The organism is Allocoleopsis franciscana PCC 7113, from assembly GCF_000317515.1.
Classification (GTDB): Bacteria; Cyanobacteriota; Cyanobacteriia; order Cyanobacteriales; family Coleofasciculaceae; genus Allocoleopsis; species Allocoleopsis franciscana.
On sequence record NC_019738.1, the window covers coordinates 3,237,677 to 3,257,310 of the forward strand.

Sequence of the window (19,634 nt, forward strand, 5' to 3'; positions counted from 1 at the left end):
AAAGGGGAAACGGAACGTTTTTAACTACTGTGCAGCGTTGTGAGTTTTGACTCCATCACACAGGTGGCGATCGCTTTCCTCCACATCTGCATTCGTTTGCAAATAATCCCGCACCCAATCACATCCATACTGGAGGAAATTGAGCTGGAAAATTCGCTCTAAATTCCACAAAATTGCGGTTCTATCCTGACTTGCTGAGGCGATTAACGTCCCATCAGGGCTAAACGCAACTCCGAACACCCCATCGCTATGCCCCTTTAAGGTTTCAAGCTCTTTACCGTCGTAGCTCCAAAGTTTGACTGTGCCGTCGAAACTGGCTGAAGCGATCATCTTGCCATCAGGACTAAATGCTACTGCGAACACCCCATTTTTGTGTCCCTTCAAGGTTCTGATTTCTGTACCGTCGCGCCGCCAAAGTCTCACCATGTTATCCATACCTGCTGAAGCTAGCGTCTTGCCATCAGGCGTCAATGCCACTCCAGCCACCTGACGGCGATGACTTTTTAACGTGGAAAGAAGCCTGTAGCTGGGCTTTCCAGATGCGATGGCATTATCCCACTGCCAAAGTTTGACTGTGCCGTCCACGCTAGCTGAAGCAATGAGCTTGCCGTCAGGGCTAAAGATAACTCCGTTAACGTGATCGGTATGCCCTTGGAGAGTTGCCAATTGGGTGCCGTCAATCTTCCAGACTTTGACGGTTCTGTCCTCACCCGCCGAGGCGAGTGACTGTCCATCTGGATGGAAATCAACGGCGAAGACTCTACCTTGATGTCCAGTAAACGTGTGGAGTAAGGTTCCATCCAGCCGCCACAACCGAACAGTGCTGTCATACCCGCCTGTAGCAATGGTGTCTCCCTTTGGGCTGAAATCTACTCCGAAAAGTTTATCGGCTTGTTTGGGGAACGTGCGAATTAAGCTACCATCCAGCCGCCAAAGTTTAACGGTATTGTCACGACTAGCAGTGGCAATGGTCTTACCATCAGGACTAAATTTTACGGTGTAAATTGATGCTTGATGTCCGTTGAGAGTCTGGAGCAAACTATCATCAAGTTTCCAGAGTGCGATCGGGCCATCCCAACTAGATGAGGCGAGAATTTGCCCGTCAGGACTCCAAGTCACTCCAGAGACAACATCCTTGGCGACTAGCAGGGTTTTTACCAGAGTCCCGTCAAGCTGCCAAAGTTTAACTGTTCTGTCTAGACTTGCCGAGGCAAGCAAATGACCTTGAGGGTTAAAAGCGATTTTGCCTACTGCATCGCTGTGTCCAGTTAGGGTTTGGACTAACGTGCCGTCAAGGTGCCAAAGTTTGACTGTTTTATCCCAACTCGCCGAGGCGATGAGATTTCCTTGAGGGCTGAAGGCAACATTTTTAACTCTATCCGTATGTCCCGTCAGGGTTCTTATCAGTTGACCGTCTGTACTCCAGAGTTTAATGGTTTTATCTTTAGAAGCAGATGCAATAATTTGACTGTCCGGGCTAAAGGCAACGCTGTCAACTTCATCTGTATGTCCGGTAAGAGTGAAGAGCAGTTTGCCGTCTGTACTCCAGAGTTTAATGGTTTTATCTTTAGAAGCAGATGCAATAATTTGATTGTTGGGAGCGATCGCTACTTGTGTAACCTCTTTGGTATGTCCTTTTAAGGTGTGCCACAAGGTATAACTCGGCTTTGGGTTTAGTGATTGTGTACTCTTTTTGCGCCAAAGTTTAACGGTGTTATCCCCAGAACCCGAAGCAATTAGATCCCCTCTGGGGCTAAATCCAACTCCCCAAACCGCCTTGTCGTGCCCTTTAAGCGTTCCCAACTTTGTACCGTCTTTTTTCCAAAGATCGATGGTTTTGTCGGCAGACGCTGAGGCAATGAGTTCGCCATCAGGACTGAACGTTACATCATTAACTACATTGTTATGCCCGGATAACTGGTTATATTCAACCGCTCCATAAACAGCCTGATGCAGAGACTCCTTAACTGAGTTCTGGATATCTGCGTCTGCAACACCTAACTTTTGCAATCGTCGCTGTGCTGTGATGGCTTGTACTAGTGCGTCTAACTTTTGATTGGAGGCGAATAGAGCTTCGGAAGATTTGGCGATCGCTTTTATCTCGCTTACAGCAGTTTGCCGATACTGAACATAAACCCCTAGCCCCAATGCACAGGCTAGAATTAATGTCATACTTTCCACAACAAGCAAAAACCGTTGCCGCCTGGAACTTTTTTTCTCTAGTGCTAATCTTTTTTGTTCCTCTGTTAGTCTGGCTTCAACTTCTTTAGCCCGTTCTGCTTCCAATGCTAGCTGCACTTCTGTTCTGTCTAATTCTTCAGAAGCCGCTAAAAACTGATAATCCAAATCGCTCAAACTTTTTCCCCGCGCCCAGACTTGAGCATCTTTGAGAGCTTGTCCCCGTAATAGCCGCGATTCATCAGTTTGTTTAGTAGCAATCCAAGCATTGATGGCTTGAGAGTAGGGACGTAGAGAAGCTAATTGTTCTTCTAGCCATGAACAATCGAATACCTTCTGATAAATGGGGTTTTTCACCTTCAGGAAACCCTGCTGTTTCTCCACCAAACCCGACAGCAGCAGTTCCATTTGCTCTCGTGAGTCATCGGTGGGAATTTCCCCCCGTTGTAAGATTTGTTGATAAATGCCGAGTAATCTAGCAGCGCGTTGCTCACTTCTTAAAATGCGATCGCGTATTGTCCTCAAATGCTCTGGTTCATCTTGAGATTCCCAGTTCTCAATGATGCGCTCTTGCACTAACTGCTCAATGAATTTTCGATTTGGGATGCCCTCTTTTTTAAGGGCGGATTTTAGATTGGGAATGTCCCCCTTCTCCCCCGCCTCAACCACTAACCGACACAACTTTTGTGTCAGAAACGGCTGTCCCCCTGTCCAGCGCAAAATTTCAGCTAACAAGGCTTCTGGCTGACTGGTAATATCCTTTAATCCACCCATTAGGGGCATGGCTTCATGTAACGAAAATCCCTTGAGTTCTATTGCCCGTCCAATGTTAAATGGTGTGCGATTTTTGTCGGCAATTAAATCTGACGGTGTTGCTACTCCTAACAGGGCAAAGGTGACGCGTTTATAGCTTGACTTTTGAGCGCGTTTGTTATAGCAGACTCGGATGAACGCAAAAAAATCGTCCGTTGGAAAGTCTAAGCTGATTAAACTGTCAATTTCATCAATAAAAATTACGACATTTTGCTGAATTTCCTCCAGTAAGATGGTTTCGATAAACTCACTGAAGCGATTAACAAGGGATAAGTGGGTGCGATCGCGCCACCAAGCTCGTAAATTAAAATTAAGCTGGAAACTGCTGGCTAAAGAACCGATAACCGAGGCATACCACTGTTCTGGCGTTATCTCTTGAGTACCAATCGCTGTTAAATCAATCGCGCCACAGCAAACGCCGACAGCCTGCAAACGGTGCATCGCCTGCACCCACAGAGAAGACTTGCCCATCTGCCGCGAGTTGAGGACGTAGCAAAACTCACTTCTTAAAAGTGCCTGGTATAGCTCTTCATCAGCTTGACGCCTGACATAACTTGGGGCATCAAGCGGTAGACTCCCGCCGACTTGATATTCATAGAATGGACTTTGGGCGGTGAGCATGATGAGACAAAAGGTAAAAGATAAAAGTCACGCCTTAAAAACTTAAAGGTTGGTTGTAAATGCGCTCCCTACCTCGCTGAGGTTAAATTTCATTTCTTTGATTGTGTCGCCCTGTGAGTTTTAACTTTATCGCACAGATGCCTGTCCTCCTCCTTGACTTCAGCATTTGTTCGCAGATAATCCCGAACGCGATCGCAAGCATAAGCGAGTTCATCGAGTTTGAGAATTCGCTGCACATCCCACAAAATAATGGTGCGATCGTCCCCAACAGAGGCAATCTGTTTCCCATCGGGACTAAACGCCACCCCCCAAACGTTTCCTTCATGTCCAGTTAGCGCGGTTATTTCTGTACCGTCAATTTTCCAGAGTTTGACTGCGCCAGATGCGCCTCCCGCCACCAGCATTTGACCGTCTAGACTGAAATCAACTGCCATCATGCCTCTAGTATTTCCCTTGATGGTTTTGATCAACGCGCCATCGCTTGTCCAAAGTTTAATCGTGTCATCCATGCTGGCAGTTGCCAAAGTGCGACCGTCTGGACTGACAGCCACTTCCCAAACCCCACTGCCATGACCTTTCAAAGTCTTGGAAAAGCGACCGTCCAAACTCCACAACCGAGCTGTACCATCTGCACTGACGGAAACCAGCCTCTTTCCGTCGGGGGTAAAGTCCACATCGTAAACCCTAGCCTGATGACCTGCGAACGTTCTCAAGCTCGTGCCGTCTTTGTTCCACAGTTTCACAGTACTGTCGTCACTTGCAGAAGCGAGTAGCTGACCGTCTGGACTGGCGGAGATATCCCAAACGTTCGCCCCATGTCCTGTTATAGTTTTCAGCAGCGTCCCGTCAAACTGCCAGAGTTTAATGGTTTTATCTGTACCTGCGGAAGCGAGTACAGGCGAGATATCTTCTTTGGCAAAGTTCGTAGGGGAGACGAAAGCAACGGAGTAAACGGGAGCCTTGTATCCCGCAAAAGACTTCAGCAACGTACCGTCTTGTGCCCACAGTTTGAAGCTGCCATCCGAACTGGCTGAAGCGATCATCTGACCTTTGGGGGAGAAGTCCACATCCCAAACGACACCGCTATGTCCGTGTAGGACTTTCGAGAAAGGGTTTGTCGGGTTCCAGAGCCGGACGGTACTGTCGTCGCTGACTGAGACAGCGATTTGAGTGTTGGGAATAAAGGTAAGGCCGCGAATTCCAGATTGATGCCCTTTGAGGATTTTCAAAAGCGTCCCGTCCGGCTTCCAGAGGTTGATGGTTCCGTCGGCGCTGGCGGAAGCAATGACATTGCCTGAATCGCTGACGGCAATTTCCAACACTTCTGAACTGTGACCCCTGAGAGTAGAGAGCAGCGTTCCGTCGAGTTGCCAGATTTTAACTGTGTTGTCAGCGCTGGCAGAGAGCATAGCGAGACGTTTTGTGCCGTCACTATCTGCAAGGAAGGCGAACTTAACGTCCCAAACAGCACCCGCGTGTCCTTTCAGAGTTCTCACCAGTTTGCCGTCTTTTGTCCAGACCTTGACCGTACCGTCTGTACTGCCAGAGGCGAGCAGGTTTCCATTCGGACTGAAAGCAAGACCCCAAACCCCACCTTGATGTCCCCTTAGTGTCTCGATCAGTTTGCCATCAAAGTCCCACAGGCGAATCGTGCTGTCTTCGCTGCTGGTGGCAATGCGATTGCCGCCGGGACTGACGGCTATGTCCCATATCGCAGCGCTGTGTGCCTGAAAGGTTTTGAGCAGCTTGCCGTCCCGACTCCACAGATAAATGTTGCCGTCCATGCTGGATGTGACTAGGCGCTGGCTGTCGGGACTGAATTTAAGCCCGAAGACAGCAGCTGGGTGTTGCAGGTTGTGGAGCAGCGCACCGTCGCGTTGCCACAGCTTGACTGTTCGGTCACTGCCTCCGGTGGCGATGAGTTGGGCGTCTGGGCTGACATCAAGGCCCAGAACCATGCTGGCATGTCCCGATAGGCGATTGAATTCTGCGGTTCCGTAGATGGCTTGTTGCAGCGCTTGCCGAACTTGAGATTGCAACTGAGAGCTGGAATTAGGGAGGCTGTCGAGCCTGCGTCTGGCTTTGATGGCAGTTACGAGGGCGTCTAATCGCTGTTGGGAGGCGAATTGCCCTGTGGAGGAGGAAGTGAGGGCTTGAATTTCGCTCTGGGCGGCGCGGTGATATTGCCAGAGGGCGAAAATGGCGGATGCGATCGCAACCATTAATACCCCACTCAATGCCCCAATAAACCTTCGCTGTCGCTTTGCTGTCTCTCGCTCAAAGACTAGCCGCTTGCGCTCCTCTGCAAGTCTTGCTTCCACCTCTCTTAGCCTCGCTGCTTCCAGCGTTTGCTGCACTTCCAGCCTGTCTAATTCTTGAGAAGCGGCTAAAAATTGATAGTCCAAATCGCTTAAACTTTTTCCCTGCGCCCACTCCAGGGCATCTTTTAGGGCTTGTCCCCTCAGAAGGCGCGAAGCATCCTGCCTTTGGGAAGCTATCCAAGCATCCAAGGCTTGAGAGTAGGGACGCAGGGACGCTAATTGTTCTTCTAGCCATGAATAATCGAATACCTTCTGATAAATGAGGTTTTTCACCTTCAGGAAACCCTGCTGTTTCTCCACCAAACCCGACAGCAGCAGTTCCATTTGCTCTGGCGAGTCATCGGTGGGAATTTCCCCTCGTTGCAAGATTTGTTGATAGATGCCGAGTAATCGAGCCGCACGTTGGGAGTTGCTCAAAATGCGATCGCGTATTGTCCTCAAATGCTCTGGTTCATCTTGAGTTTCCCAATTATTGATGATGCGCTCTTGCACCAACTGCTCAATGAATTTTCGATTTTGTCCCTCCCTTGATAAGGGGGGGGTGGGGGGGTATGATTTGGGATTGGGAATGTTTCCCTCTCTTCCCGCCTCAACTACTAACCGACACAACTTTTGAGTTAAAAACGGTTGTCCCCCCGTCCAGTGCAAAATCTCAGTTAATAAGACTTCGGGTTGGCTGGCAATCTCCTTTAATCCACCCAGGAGGGGCATGGCTTCGTGTAACTCAAATCCTTTGAGTTCTATTGCCCGTCCGATATTAAACGGTGTACGATTTTTGTCTGCCATCAAATCTGGCGGTGTTGCTACTCCCAACAAGGCAAACGTCAGCCGTTTGTATGTTGACTTTTGAGCGCGTTTGTTATAGCAAGCTCTAATCAGCGCAAAAAAATCGTCCATCGGGAAGTCTAAGCTGAGTAGACTATCGATTTCATCAATAAAAATTACGACATTTTGCTGAATTTCTAGGAGTAAGATGGTTTCGATAAATTCACTTAGGCGGCTGACTAGGGATAAGTGAGTGCGATCGCGCCACCAAGCTCGTAAATTAAATTGGAGTTGGAAGCTATTGGTGAGAGAACCAATCACTGAGGCATACCATTGTTCTGGCGTCACCTCTTGAGTGCCAATGGCTGTGATATCAATGACTCCGCAGCGAATACCTTCCGCTTGCAAACGGTGCATCGTCTGTACCCAAAGCGATGATTTACCCATTTGCCGGGAGTTGAGGACGTAACAAAATTCACCCCTAAGTAATGCCTCGTACAACTGATCATCAGCTTGACGCCTGACATAACTAGGCGCATCAAGCGGTAAACTCCCACCAACTTGATACTCATAAGATGGACTTTGAGCGGTGAGCATGATGACGCAAAAGGTAAAAAGTAAAAGTCAAATCTTACACTGGCGATTGGAAATGACAGTCAATTCAATCTAACATCAGGGTTATTTCTAGTTATTCAAAATAAGAAATTTTTTACATAGTGTAAGATCGGTTTAGTCGCTACAACTAGAAGCGGATAAGCTTTGGGTATTCTGTCACTACTTCACGCCTACACCAACTGAGGAAAAACAATGACGACGCTGCTAATTCAAACGATGAGTGTCCCACTGACGGTCAATCTTCCTGCTATCAAATCGATGAGTGTTGAACAATTTTACGAATTCTGTCTAGCCAATCGCGATTTGAGAATTGAGCGTACTGCCAGTGGGGAAGTTATCATTATGCCGCCAGCTTTTTCAGATACAGGTAATCGAAACCTTAAAATTGCTCAGCAACTTGCGAACTGGGCAGAACAAGATGGCACAGGCGAAACGTTTGACTCCAGTGCAGGCTTTACTCTGCCGAATGGGGCAACTCGCTCCCCTGATGCCTCGTGGATTAAACTAGAGCGATGGAATGCTTTAACTGAAGAACAAAAAGCCTCATTTGCTCCGATTTGTCCAGACTTTGTGATTGAATTACGGTCTTCTAGCGATACTCTTAGTGGATTGCAAAAGAAGATGCAGGAATATATTGACAACGGTGCATCACTGGGATTGTTGATTGACCGCAAGAACCGAAAAGTTTATCTCTACCGTCCCAATCAAGAACCGGAAATCTTGGATAATCCCGAAACAGTGAGTGGCGATCCAGAGTTACCAGGATTAGTCTTGCGGATGGCAAAAATCTGGTGATTGATATCATTTTTATAGAGTTAAAAGCTTAAAGAGTAATTGCCCATTCCATCACAACAGATGTCTGTCCTCTTCCTTCACGTCGGCATTTGTCCGCGTTTTAGAACGTCAGTTGATAAAGTGGCATCGGTTCTTCAATTCCCTCGAATTGCTCTTGTTTTATTTCAATGGGTAGTAAGGGAAGATAACTTTTGACGGCATCATAAACAACCTGAGAAATACAAATATCACCCGGAGCAATTTCAGCTTGTAGACGAGTAGCAATATTCACTCCAGGCCCAGTAACATCGATGCAATTGAAAATAACATCTCCTAGATGAATGCCAATTCGATAAGTGAGGATGGGTTCAGTGGTACCTTCAGCAATTTTCCTGAAGGCTAGTTGAATTTCTTGGGCGCAGTTGACAGCATTAATGGTACTGGGAAAATAAATTAATAACCCATCTCCAGTAGATTTAAGAATTTGGCCTTCATATTGTTGACCTAACTGAGTTATGAACTGAAAGTTTTGGTAGAGTAAATTCTGCGTTTCTTCTGGGTCAGTACCCATCATTTCCGCCAATTCTACCACATTGATGGAAACAATCGTGGCGAGGCGATGTTCTTGGAGTAAATTTAACTGCAATTGGCTGAGGTGTTCGCTAAAATATCGACGGTACAAATCCCAACTAGGTACAACCTGCCCATTGACAAACCGCACCAGTCCCATACTGTGCAATTTAAACCCCTGTATGGGATCTAATTTCACAGGAGTGGGTGACATCACAACCCGTGTCAATGCGGTTACGAGATCGGGATACTGTTGAACATTCCACAATTGTCGTCGCAAATAGTCTCTATAAATGCCATTTTCAGAGGTGGCGGTTGCTAATAACTGTTCTAGGGTGATGTCTTTGCCGCTAATGTGATACAGCGCTATATGCACCAGATAAGGATTTCCTCCAATCAACTCCATTAGGCGTTCTACTTCCTCAGTTTTCCAATCGAGTTGATGCCGAGTTGCTAAATCTTGGACTTGCAGTGGAGTAAACTCTGGCAAATCAATGGATAACCCTACATTAAAGGGGGATTGATTAACGTTAAGGGGGATATAAACTTCTGTGGAATGAACGATGATTAACCGTAACTTTTGCCAAATCATGCTACTTTGCTCTGGATATTTAGCTTTCTGATACCAAGTTCGGAGCAATCCAAAAAAATCGGTAGCAATTTTGGGGTAATTGAACACTACATCCACTTCATCTAATGCCAAAACGACCGGACGATCAATTTCGGCTAACAAATAATTCTCGAAATAATCGGTGCAGTTGTAATTACTGCCAAATACCTCATCCCAATACTCGTTTAATCGATTGGGGAGTTCCAAACGCCGAGTGACAACGGCACAAAACCACCGCAAAAATTGGCTTAAAGTCGTGAAAAGATCGGCATCAGCCAGTTGCAAGCTTAACGTTACTGTTTTAAAATCTTGTGTAATTGCCTCATCGAGAATCCTGACCATCAAAGAAGTTTTGCCCATTTGCTTAGGCGCTTTAATCCGAATCAAAGCTCCCGGTTGTAAGATGGCTTCATCGCAAAGTTGCTCAATGGGAGGACGCTCTATATAAAAAGGAGAATTGAGAGGAACGTAACCTTTGACCATGATACTGGAGCGACTCTCACTCTCATTGGAATCAGGTTGAGTATAATCATCAACATTCAGCGTCAGATTAAACGTGCTGAAGTAGGACTCCAAGCTTTGTCGATCTACAGCAGCTTGGCGGCGTTGTACCTTAGCAATGGTATTGGGACTCATTTGTGTCCGTTCACCGATTTGTTCTAAAGTGTAGGGAACGCCATTGTTGTCTTCCATTTCCGACTGGCGCTGTGCCCTCTGTAAGCGCTGCCAACCTCGATACGTGAGAATGACACCTCGCTTACGCTTGGGGAGTTGACTTTTCATCGTAAATTGCTCAGCCTGCTTAAAATCAAACAAATCTTTCTTAGTTGATTTATTGTCCCACCCATTAGAGGGTAGAGTAATCTTGATTCAGGAAGCCGACAAAAATACCTCCGCCATTTTTGCCGTGTTTTCCAGCCCAAAGTGCGCTGTTATTTGGGGACTAGCTTAAGTTGACTTGTTAAGTTGACTTGTTAAGTTGCAATCTTTCGTTGAAAACCTCTTCCGATGAATGCAAACTATTATTAGTTTCTGTAGGGGTATCTGCCTTCTGACATAAGTTAAAAACTTTTAACATCATCACCATGGTATTAGCGGAATTTTTTATTCCTCACGGGCATTGCTATCTTTGGAAATCTGAGCTGGTCAGCTTACACATTGTGTCAGATGCCTTGACAGCGGTGGCTTATTACTCAATCCCGTTGACCCTCAGCTATTTCGTACTCAAGAGACAAGATGTACCTTTCAACTGGATTTTCCTGCTGTTTGGTGCGTTCATCGTTTCTTGTGGCACAACCCACATTATGGAAATTTGGACACTGTGGCATCCGGACTATTGGCTATCGGGGTGGATCAAAGCCTTTGCGGCTGTCGTCTCATTATATACAGCGTTTGAACTCGTTTCCTTACTTCCCCAAGCCCTGGCAATGCCCAGCGCTGCTCAATTTGAAGCGGTGAAAAGCGAAATTAAAGAACGCCTGCGAGCCGAAGCCGAACTTCAGCAGGCAATTGTCAAACTGAAGCAAGAAATGGCTGAGCGTCAGCAGGCAGAGAAGGCACTGCGAGAGAGTGAAGAACGCTTACAGCTAGCTTTAGAAGGTAGTGCTTTGGGGTGGTGGGATTGGAATATCACCACGGGGCAAACCTATTTTGACTCCTCTTGGAAGAGAATGCTGGGGTACGAGGTAGAGGAGATTGACAATAATTACGAATCCTGGAAGCAGCTAATGCATCCCCAGGATAAGCCGAGGGTAATGGAGGTTTTACATGCCTATCTTCGAGAGACACTTCCGCTTTACGAAGTAGAATTTCGGATGCGCTCCAAGTCTGGGCAGTGGAAGTGGATTCTGATTCACGGTAAGGTTTTCGAGCGCGATGAATCAGGTGCGCCTGTGCGAATGCTCGGTACCCAAAAAGATATCAGCGATCGCAAATTGGCACAGGAACGACTCAGGCATAGTGAAGCTAACCTGGCAACAGCCCAAAAAATTGCCCATATCGGCAACTGGGAATTTGATGTAGTCAGTGGGGAAATTACCTGGTCAGAAGAGAAATTTCGCATTCTGGGTCTTGACCCAACCCAACCCGAACCCCAGTACGCCGAACTGCTCGAAAAGATTCATCCCGATGACCGAAAGTTATTTCAACAAGCGACCTCACAAGCGCTGGCATTCGGGACAGGCTACGAACTTGACTATCGAGTTGTGCGCCCTGATGGTCAAGTCCGGTACATCGAGGGAAGAGGAGAAGCGGTTGTTAATGAGCAAGGGCAGGTGATTCGACTGTTTGGAACCGCCTTGGATATCACCGATCGCAAACGGGTAGAAGAAGCCTTGCAGGAGAGCGTACAGCGAGAACGAGCGATCGCCAGAGCGATTCAAAGAATGCGCCAAACATTAGATATTGAAGCGATTTTTAGTGCCACAACCGAGGAATTGCGGCAGTTAATGAACTGCGATCGCGTTTTGATCTATCGTTTCAATCCTGATTGGAGTGGAGAGATTGTCTCCGAGTCTGTGGGGAGTGAGTGGATTTCGCTGTTGCAGGAGCAAGTTCATCACCCCCATCTGGCACAGAAGACTCTAGAAGATGATCGCTGTGCTGTGAAAAAATTCGATAGTGCCGCAGGACGCGAAAGCGTTCTTAGTCATGCTTGCCCAGTGCAGGATACTTATCTTCAAGAAACCCAAGGTGGTGCATACAGTCAAGGTGCAAGTTATGCCGTAGTCCAAGACATTTACCAAGCCGGGTTTCACGATTGTTACATCAACCTGTTAGAGCAATTTCAAGCTAGAGCCTATATCATTGTCCCTATTTTCTGTGGCTCTAAACTTTGGGGATTGCTGGCAACTTATCAAAACTCTGGCTCCCGCCAATGGAAAACAACAGAAACCAATGTGGTAGTCGAGATTGGCAATCAGTTGGGGGTCGCCTTGCAGCAAGCTGAATTATTAGCGAAGGTGCAAAAGCAGTCAGAAGCTCTACAACAATCAACCCAGCGAGAGCGAGACAAAGCCACTCAACTTAAATTGACTTTAGAGGAATTGAGACACACCCAATCTCAATTAATTCAAACTGAAAAAATGTCAAGTTTGGGGCAAATGGTGGCGGGAGTTGCCCACGAAATTAACAATCCTGTCTGCTTTATCTTAGGTAATCTTGCTCCTGCTAAAGAATACTTTCAAGATGCGCTAAGACTGATTCAACTTTACCAGGAAACGTACCCGAATCCTACACCAGCTATTCAAGAATTGGCGTATGAGATCGACTTACAATTTCTCAGAGAAGATTGGTCAAAACTGATGCATTCTATGCAAGTGGGGGCTGAACGGATTGAAGCCATTGTGCGATCGCTCAAGACGTTCTCTAGATTGAATGAATCAGAATTAAAACCTGTAGATATCCATGAAGGCATTGACAATACTTTACTGATTTTGCAATCTCGACTGAGGGCAGAAGGCGATCGCCCCGAAATTAAGGTGATTAAAGACTACGGTTCCCTGCCCAAAGTCACTTGTTATGCCAGTCAGTTGAATCAGGTGTTCATGAATCTGATAGATAATGCAATTGACGCTCTAGAAAACCAACCTTCGCCACGAGTAATTACCATCCACACTTCCTTGATGGGTGGGGATTCAGGCACAAGAAAAGGGGGTAATTTAACCCATCCTTTACGCAAAAATTCCCCCAATTCCCAAGCTTTAAGTTCTAATAATCAATGGGTGATGATTCGGATTACTGACAATGGTTCTGGGATGCACAAAGAAGTGCAGCAAAAAATATTTGACCCATTTTTTACAACGAAGTCTGTAGGAAAGGGGACGGGATTAGGATTATCAATCAGCCATCAAATTATCGTAGAAAAACACCAGGGTCAACTCAAATGCCTTTCTGTTCCAGGAAAAGGGACAGAGTTGATTGTAGAGATTCCTGTCAGCGGTCAAACGGGTACCACTCACAATCGATTCCCCCTTCAAGAATCTAATTATAAAGACCGTTATTGTCTCACCGTTTTTGAAGATTGAATGATTTTGAGTCTGACTCTCAAAAACCGTAAAAATGGCTCAATTTAAAAAGTTTAGTTTACCTTTCTTCCTGTGAGCCAATAAGTCATCATTTTTCCCTTGCCTTTGATTATAATAGAACCCCGTTCCTCTAACTCAAACTGGTCTTTCAAGCGCTGATAAGTCTGATCAGTCACTTGAATTTTTCCTGGAATTCCAGACGATTCCATCCGGGATGCCACATTCACAGCATCGCCCCATAAGTCATAAATAAACTTGTTGATCCCAATCACTCCAGCCACCACAGGACCGGTATTAATACCAATACGGATTTGGAAGGATTCACCTTGCTCGATTTGGAAACGATCAATAGCTTGTTGCATATCCAACGCCATGTGTGCGATCGCCTCAGCATGATAATCGCTGGGTACCGGTAAACCCCCCACTACCATGTAGGCATCTCCTATAGTTTTAATTTTTTCTACCTTATATTTCTGAGCAATATGGTCAAATTTAGAAAAAATCTGATTGAGTAAATTCACCAGTTCAATGGGTGGCAGACGAGTGGAAAGAGGAGTAAAACCAACAATATCAGCAAATAGAATAGTGACATCCTCAAAACTCTCCGCAATCGGTGCCGCACCACTCTGCTTTTCTAACGTCGGTTGCTCTTGTTTCAAGCGATTAGCAATTAGTTTGGGTAGAATATTGAGTAATAAACGCTCAGATTTGTCTTGTTCTAAACGTAATGCCTCTTCTGCCTGTTTGCGATCGGTGATGTCACGCGCAACCCATAAAATTGAGGTTTCTGCAATAGGCGAAATACCAGCAGAAAACCAAACTTCTTTTTCTCCTAAGAATAAGCTGTAATCAAAATTGATCGTCTGTTGAGTATCTAAAGCTAACCGGATTCTTTTCAACCACTCTTCTGCTCTCTCATCTGAAAAAAATTGTTCAATCGTTTGACCGATTGCGTCAACACCGGGTTCGTATAACCGATCGGGATTTGTGGGTGCAATTTCTATATTTCCGATTTCATTTTCTTGAATATCGAGGATAAGGACAATGCTAGTCATTGCCTCAAAAAACACGCGCATTTTCTTCTCAGAAGTACGTAGATTATCTTCCAATAATTTTTGGGTGCTGATGTCACGTACTACGCAAATCACAGAATCTTCGGAAAGAGGTGAAATGCTAGTTGATAACCAAACTTCTTGTTGGCTAATCGTCAAACTGTACTCAATACTGATGGTTTGTTCGGATAAAAGTGCTTCTCGGATACTACTGAGTAAGAGTTCGGCTTGGGCTGGCGGGAAATGTTCGTGTAAGGTTTTACCCAACAAGTTAGCAGGCGGTTTGTAGACACTCACTGGGTTAGTTGGGGCTATTTTACGACATCGTCCGGAAGCATCGATCACCAACACAACGTCATTCATGGCGGCGAACAGGGCGCTCATTTCTGCTTCAGCTTTCTTTTGTTGCAGAGCCGTTCCCAACTGAGCAGATACCACTGAAACTAACTCCATCCAATATTGATTCTGTTGATGTCCTTCTAACATAAAGAAAGCCAACACGGCTAAGACAGACGATGAATCTTGAGTTGTCGCCATTGATGTGCTAGAAGGAGCGACAATCGGCACCGCAAACGCCGCTTTTAATCCGGAGTCTGAAGCCAGTTTGAGTCTCAAAAAAATGTCGTCTGATTCCGCTGAAAGATCGGAAATCCACTCCGGCTCACCTCGATACCATACTCGTCCTGGTAATTCTTCATTGGGTAAAAAAGTCAGTACTTCGCTATAGTCTCGGAAGTGGTCTAAAGCTGAGGCTAGGGTACCATCAATATCTGTGCGTTTACGATACCAACTACGGCTACATTCTAAGGCTGTACCATCCGCCGCCGGCACCCAAACTTCGCTATAAATCCAACCCGTCGTTTCGCACACCAGACGCAGCGCTACTTCCAAAGCGGTGAGAAAATCAGGAGCAGAATTAATCGCTTGGCTAATTGCTAGTAATAGCTCAACTTTTTGCTCCGCCCGCTTGCGAACTGTGATATCCAAAACAAAGCCCTCGATTGCCAAGATTTCTCCATTGGAGTCGAAAGTGCCTCTTCCTTGCTCCCAAACCCACTTGAGTTCTTCCGTTGCAGTCAGTATTCGATAGACAATCTGAAAAGGGCGGCGATCGGCTAAGGCGGATTGTCGCTCAAGCTGAACCAGATTTTGGTCTTCAGGGTGAATGATCTGCCTGTAAGAGACTCGGCGATTATTAATTAAATCCTCTGGTTGATAACCCGTGAGGTCGTAAGAACCCTCACTTACAAATTGGCATGTCCAGTCTCGGTCAATAGACATGCAGTAAACCATACCGGGGACGTTGCTCATTTGTTTGGAGAATGCCATTCAACGGATATCTTGCACCCTTCTTAACAGGCATTCTTATTTTAGGGTGGGTAGTGTCCCAGACAATCAATTACTTAGCAATATATTAATAGATGTGGCCCCCTTCACATAGCTGCTCAGAATACGAAACTCTTGAATATTTTTGAAGCATGATCGATTGCTGTTAGCCTTAACCGCGTTCGCTACTGGCGTGTAAAACTCATCTTTTATCTCATAATATCTCACAATAGTTTATCATCCTAAAAGGTGACTTAATTAGTTCCATAAATCACTACTTGTAAGGAAATAGAACTTCCCTAAAAGTCATAGAGATTCGTCTGGTTCTCATAAAAATTCTACCCTTATAATTATCTCGTTTACGGGGAACAATTCCATGTTTCCAAATATATCTAGCTTCTCCTTTAAAAATCAATAAGCTTCCCGCTTGTAAGAGGATTCCTACTTCCTTTTGAGTTTGAGAATGAGTAAAATTCATAACACACTCACTGCCCAAACTTAGAGTAATAATCGTATTACCAAAACAAGGAATACAGTCAGTATGGCTAACAATTCCTTGACCGGGTTGATATTCATTAACGATAACTTGTTCGGGAACGTTTACCATGAAGCCATCCTCAGCCAGCCTGACAGCAACATTTTGTGCCCAATCGGGTAAATTCCCTAAGTGGGTTGATGCCACAAAAGAGCCATCTTTATAGTCATATTTATATCCATATTCTTGAATTCTTCTTTGGTCTTTAATTGACCAATCTTGTTGATCGATAATCCTAATTAAATTATCTTGTTCATCCTTATTCAGGTAGTTAGAAATATAGACAATCCCTGAAACTTTTTTTATTTCACAATCTTGATAGTTATCTATAGTTAATTCAGCCTTATTGGGAAATTCCATGCTTCTTCCGTTGAGCTTTGAGGCAAAGTGAAGTTTGGGTGATACAAGAACATTGAGTGATTGGGTGTGCCGAATTCAGCAGATCCCCCGCGCCTATTAGCGGTATTCTACCCTTGGTCTCCCCTTCAGTTTTAGCCTCCAGTTGCTGGATTTGTACAGATTCGTGATGCAGACATGGCTAAATAGAAATAGTCCTGCGCTGTGCGAGATTCATTCATGTCTAACGGTTCCTTTGAGAAAGATAGTTGGGGTTGGCAGCTATCTCAACTGCAACAACGGTTTGGGGAGTGGTGGGAACTGCAACTCTCCCGATTTGCATCTAATCCATCCCAGGCATCGCTGCCATCGTGGTGGAATTCGCCAATCATACAGTGGCTAGCTAAAGCCACTTTTTGGCTGATAGCCGGTTTACTCCTAATCTGGATTGGTTTGCAGATTTGGCGATGGTTGCGTCCTTATCTTTATTCCCTCAGGCAGTCGTTCAATCAGCCGACTCAAAAAGTGACCCAAACACCTGCCCAATCATTATCCGTTGCGGGATGGTTACAGCGATCGCAAAAATTCCAGCAGCAGGGTAATTATCGCGAAGCTTGTCGATGTTTGTATATGGCAATGTTGCAACAGTTAAATGACAACGGAATTGCACCCCACGAATCTAGCCGCACCGATGGGGAATACTTAAAATTAGTTCAGCAGCTACCCCAACCCAAACCATACCGAACCTTGCTCATGACCCACCAACAACTATGCTTTAGTAATACGGAAGCTTCAAGTTCAGACTTTGAGCAGTGTCAACAAGCTTACCAAGAACTTAAAGATGAAGTATGAACAGAATGCTCCTGTCCCCTGGTTCTCTTTTTGATTAAACAAAAAGCTCTATAAACAACATACTTCACAGTTCATCCTTCACACTTCATACTTCATGATGAATGGGTCAAATCGGCGGTTATGGTTATTTGGCGCGATCGCAATTGCCGCCCTAATTCTTCTCACCTTTTTTGCAGCTCCTGCTAATAATAAACTGAGTAGTGGTTCTACTTACACCCGTGCCCCCAATGGCTACGGTGCTTGGTATGCTTTCATGGATGAACGGGGAACCCCAGTCAAGCGTTGGCAAAAACCATTTGAGAATTTAGCCAATAACGGGACAATCAAAACTCCGGCTACCTTGTTGCGCGTCAACAGTCAATTGTCTACTCTAGGCATTGATAAAGATGAGCAAAATTGGGTAGAAAAGGGCAATAATTTGGTTATTTTGGGCATCCGCCAGCCTGTAACCAAAGCCCCTTTTAATACCCTGCACGAAACGGAAATGGGGCAGGTTAAGATTAATACGGCGCGTCGGAATTTGTCAGCAAAGCAAAAACCGTTAGGCGATCGTTTTGGTTCAATTGTTTGGCAAGAAAATATCGGCAAAGGACATCTGATCTTCGCAACAACACCCGATTTGGCAGCCAACGCCTATCAAGATTTCCGGGGTAACTATGAATTTCTCGCCCAACTAGTAACCCAATCCGGAGAGGAAGAAAACTCTTCCAGCTCCAATTCTATCTGGGTAGACGAATACCTCCACGGTTACAGAGATACAGACGCCCCGAAACGTAAACAAGAACAAGGTATATTTAGTTACTTAGGTAAAACTCCCGTCTTTCCAGCTTTGATTCAGGTGGCAATTCTCCTCCTCGTCGCCATCTGGGCTGGGAATCACCGCTTTGGCAAACCCGAAACCTTACCCACACCCATTGTCAACAACAGCGAAGCGTACATTCAGGCTTTAGCCGCCGTCTTGCAAAAAGCCGAAAGCAGTGAGTTTGTGTTGGAAGTTGTGGGCAAAGAAGAACAAGTACAACTGCAAAAAGCCCTATTTTTAGGACAGGAGCAACTCGACTCTCAAGCCCTCGTTAACGCCTGGGTGCAGCAAACAGGGCGTCCAGCCGCAGAACTGGAATCCATGCTGCAAATGCAATGTCAAAAAGCTCGAATTAGGGAAACAGAATTGCTAAGCTGGTTGGGAAAATGGCAGAAAATTCATCGTTATCTCTCCTCCTCGAACCTTAATCGTTCAGAATGAGAGTTCAAGCCCTATCCACTCCAATGCTGACACCACATGAGCGAACCGAACGCTATATTTGACCGCCTAGCACAGACCCTTTGCAAAGTTGTTGTGGGTCAATCAACTCTAGTGCAGCAGATGCTGGTGGCGCTTCTGAGTGGAGGGCATGTAATTGTCGAAGGAGTCCCCGGAACAGGAAAAACCCTACTGGTAAAGGTGCTGGCAAGGCTGATTCAATCGGATTTTCGCAGGATTCAGCTCACACCAGATATTTTACCCTCCGACATTTTGGGGACGAACATTTTTGACCTGAATAGCCGCAGTTTCACCCTGAAAAAAGGGCCTGTGTTTACGGAAGTTTTGCTCGCGGATGAAATTAACCGCACACCTCCCAAAACTCAAGCGGCATTGCTAGAAGCGATGGAAGAACAGCAGGTGACGCTGGATGGCGAGACGTTACCCCTGTCTGAACTGTTTTGGGTGATTGCCACCCAAAACTCCCTAGAATTTGAAGGTACTTACCCCTTGCCGGAAGCTCAGTTAGACCGCTTTTTGTTTAAATTGGTGGTCGATTACCCGGACTCAGTGGCAGAAAAGCAAATGTTGTTAAATTCTCAGGCGGGGTTTCGCGCCAAGCGCCTGGACTTAGCTCGGCTCAAACCGATCGCTACAGTAGCGCAGATTCTGAGCGCGAGAAAAGCCGTGCAAGCGGTTGAGATTGAGGACAAGTTGCTAGATTACCTCCTGGCGTTGGTACAGCGCACACGACAACATCCTGACTTGGCTTTGGGTGCTTCTCCGAGAGCGGCTGTGGCTTGGTTACAAACGAGTAAAGCTCACGCATGGTTAGAAGGTCGCAACTATGCCACCCCCGATGATGTCAAGGCTGTGGCACCTCCGTTGTTACGTCACCGTCTGATTCTGAAAGCCGAATCACAACTGGATGGAGTGCAAATGGATGCGGTGATTTCTTCCTTGCTGAGTCAAGTGCCGGTGCCGAGGTAAATGCTTGGGGC

General features: G+C 45.9%; 10 protein-coding genes. 5 read left to right on the forward strand and 5 right to left on the reverse strand.

Annotated elements, in window-relative coordinates; translation table 11 throughout:
* Nucleotides 1-24 precede the first annotated feature (24 nt).
* Both MIC7113_RS13590 and MIC7113_RS13595 read right to left on the reverse strand, forming a co-directional pair.
* Nucleotides 25-3,612, reverse strand: coding sequence for a WD40 domain-containing protein (locus tag MIC7113_RS13590; RefSeq protein ID WP_015182745.1), 3,588 nt, complete (start codon nucleotides 3,610-3,612; stop codon nucleotides 25-27).
* 89 nt (nucleotides 3,613-3,701) lie between these two features.
* The gene (locus MIC7113_RS13595) at nucleotides 3,702-7,295 is read right to left on the reverse strand and encodes an AAA-like domain-containing protein (RefSeq protein ID WP_015182746.1); all 3,594 of its coding nucleotides are present in this window, start codon (nucleotides 7,293-7,295) and stop codon (nucleotides 3,702-3,704) included.
* Between the two features lie 210 nt (nucleotides 7,296-7,505).
* On the opposite strand from MIC7113_RS13595, the gene MIC7113_RS13600 reads away from it, so the two are divergent.
* Nucleotides 7,506-8,108 (forward strand): Uma2 family endonuclease, encoded by a 603-nt coding sequence (locus MIC7113_RS13600; RefSeq protein WP_015182747.1) that lies wholly within the window; start codon nucleotides 7,506-7,508, stop codon nucleotides 8,106-8,108.
* A gap of 100 nt (nucleotides 8,109-8,208) precedes the next feature.
* Here MIC7113_RS13600 and MIC7113_RS13605 read toward each other — a convergent pair whose 3' ends face one another.
* Nucleotides 8,209-10,050, reverse strand: a complete 1,842-nt coding sequence (locus tag MIC7113_RS13605) for an AAA-like domain-containing protein (RefSeq protein WP_015182748.1) — start codon at nucleotides 10,048-10,050, stop codon at nucleotides 8,209-8,211.
* Between the two features lie 302 nt (nucleotides 10,051-10,352).
* On the opposite strand from MIC7113_RS13605, the gene MIC7113_RS37270 reads away from it, so the two are divergent.
* Nucleotides 10,353-13,292 (forward strand): PAS domain-containing protein, encoded by a 2,940-nt coding sequence (locus MIC7113_RS37270; protein ID WP_015182749.1) that lies wholly within the window; start codon nucleotides 10,353-10,355, stop codon nucleotides 13,290-13,292.
* A gap of 53 nt (nucleotides 13,293-13,345) precedes the next feature.
* On the opposite strand, the gene MIC7113_RS33340 is transcribed toward MIC7113_RS37270, so the two are convergent.
* Nucleotides 13,346-15,673, reverse strand: coding sequence for an adenylate/guanylate cyclase domain-containing protein (locus MIC7113_RS33340; protein ID WP_015182750.1), 2,328 nt, complete (start codon nucleotides 15,671-15,673; stop codon nucleotides 13,346-13,348).
* A gap of 271 nt (nucleotides 15,674-15,944) precedes the next feature.
* The gene (locus MIC7113_RS13620) at nucleotides 15,945-16,565 is read right to left on the reverse strand and encodes an alpha-ketoglutarate-dependent dioxygenase AlkB (protein WP_015182751.1); all 621 of its coding nucleotides are present in this window, start codon (nucleotides 16,563-16,565) and stop codon (nucleotides 15,945-15,947) included.
* 216 nt (nucleotides 16,566-16,781) lie between these two features.
* Between MIC7113_RS13620 and MIC7113_RS13625 the strand changes: the two genes are divergently transcribed.
* From MIC7113_RS13625 to MIC7113_RS13635, 3 genes are all read left to right on the forward strand, one after another.
* Nucleotides 16,782-17,393 carry a DUF4129 domain-containing protein gene (locus MIC7113_RS13625; RefSeq protein WP_015182752.1) on the forward strand — a complete coding sequence of 204 codons (612 nt, stop codon included), beginning with the start codon at nucleotides 16,782-16,784 and terminating at the stop codon, nucleotides 17,391-17,393.
* 97 nt (nucleotides 17,394-17,490) lie between these two features.
* On the forward strand, nucleotides 17,491-18,636 hold the full coding sequence (locus MIC7113_RS13630) for a DUF4350 domain-containing protein (RefSeq protein ID WP_041780049.1): 1,146 nt from the start codon (nucleotides 17,491-17,493) through the stop codon (nucleotides 18,634-18,636).
* A gap of 36 nt (nucleotides 18,637-18,672) precedes the next feature.
* Nucleotides 18,673-19,623: an AAA family ATPase gene (locus MIC7113_RS13635; RefSeq protein WP_015182754.1), complete on the forward strand. Its 951-nt coding sequence runs from the start codon at nucleotides 18,673-18,675 to the stop codon at nucleotides 19,621-19,623.
* The last annotated feature ends 11 nt before the right edge of the window (nucleotides 19,624-19,634 follow it).

What these genes read in the sequence shown, in the direction of transcription:
- MIC7113_RS13590 (WP_015182745.1), bottom strand. Translation starts at nt 3,612, where the DNA reads ATGCTCACCGCCCAAAGTCCATTCTATGAATATCAAGTCGGCGGGAGT.
- MIC7113_RS13595 (WP_015182746.1), bottom strand. Translation starts at nt 7,295, where the DNA reads ATGCTCACCGCTCAAAGTCCATCTTATGAGTATCAAGTTGGTGGGAGT.
- MIC7113_RS13600 (WP_015182747.1), top strand. Translation starts at nt 7,506, where the DNA reads ATGACGACGCTGCTAATTCAAACGATGAGTGTCCCACTGACGGTCAAT.
- MIC7113_RS13605 (WP_015182748.1), bottom strand. Translation starts at nt 10,050, where the DNA reads ATGAAAAGTCAACTCCCCAAGCGTAAGCGAGGTGTCATTCTCACGTAT.
- MIC7113_RS37270 (WP_015182749.1), top strand. Translation starts at nt 10,353, where the DNA reads ATGGTATTAGCGGAATTTTTTATTCCTCACGGGCATTGCTATCTTTGG.
- MIC7113_RS33340 (WP_015182750.1), bottom strand. Translation starts at nt 15,673, where the DNA reads ATGGCATTCTCCAAACAAATGAGCAACGTCCCCGGTATGGTTTACTGC.
- MIC7113_RS13620 (WP_015182751.1), bottom strand. Translation starts at nt 16,565, where the DNA reads ATGGAATTTCCCAATAAGGCTGAATTAACTATAGATAACTATCAAGAT.
- MIC7113_RS13625 (WP_015182752.1), top strand. Translation starts at nt 16,782, where the DNA reads ATGTCTAACGGTTCCTTTGAGAAAGATAGTTGGGGTTGGCAGCTATCT.
- MIC7113_RS13630 (WP_041780049.1), top strand. Translation starts at nt 17,491, where the DNA reads ATGAATGGGTCAAATCGGCGGTTATGGTTATTTGGCGCGATCGCAATT.
- MIC7113_RS13635 (WP_015182754.1), top strand. Translation starts at nt 18,673, where the DNA reads ATGAGCGAACCGAACGCTATATTTGACCGCCTAGCACAGACCCTTTGC.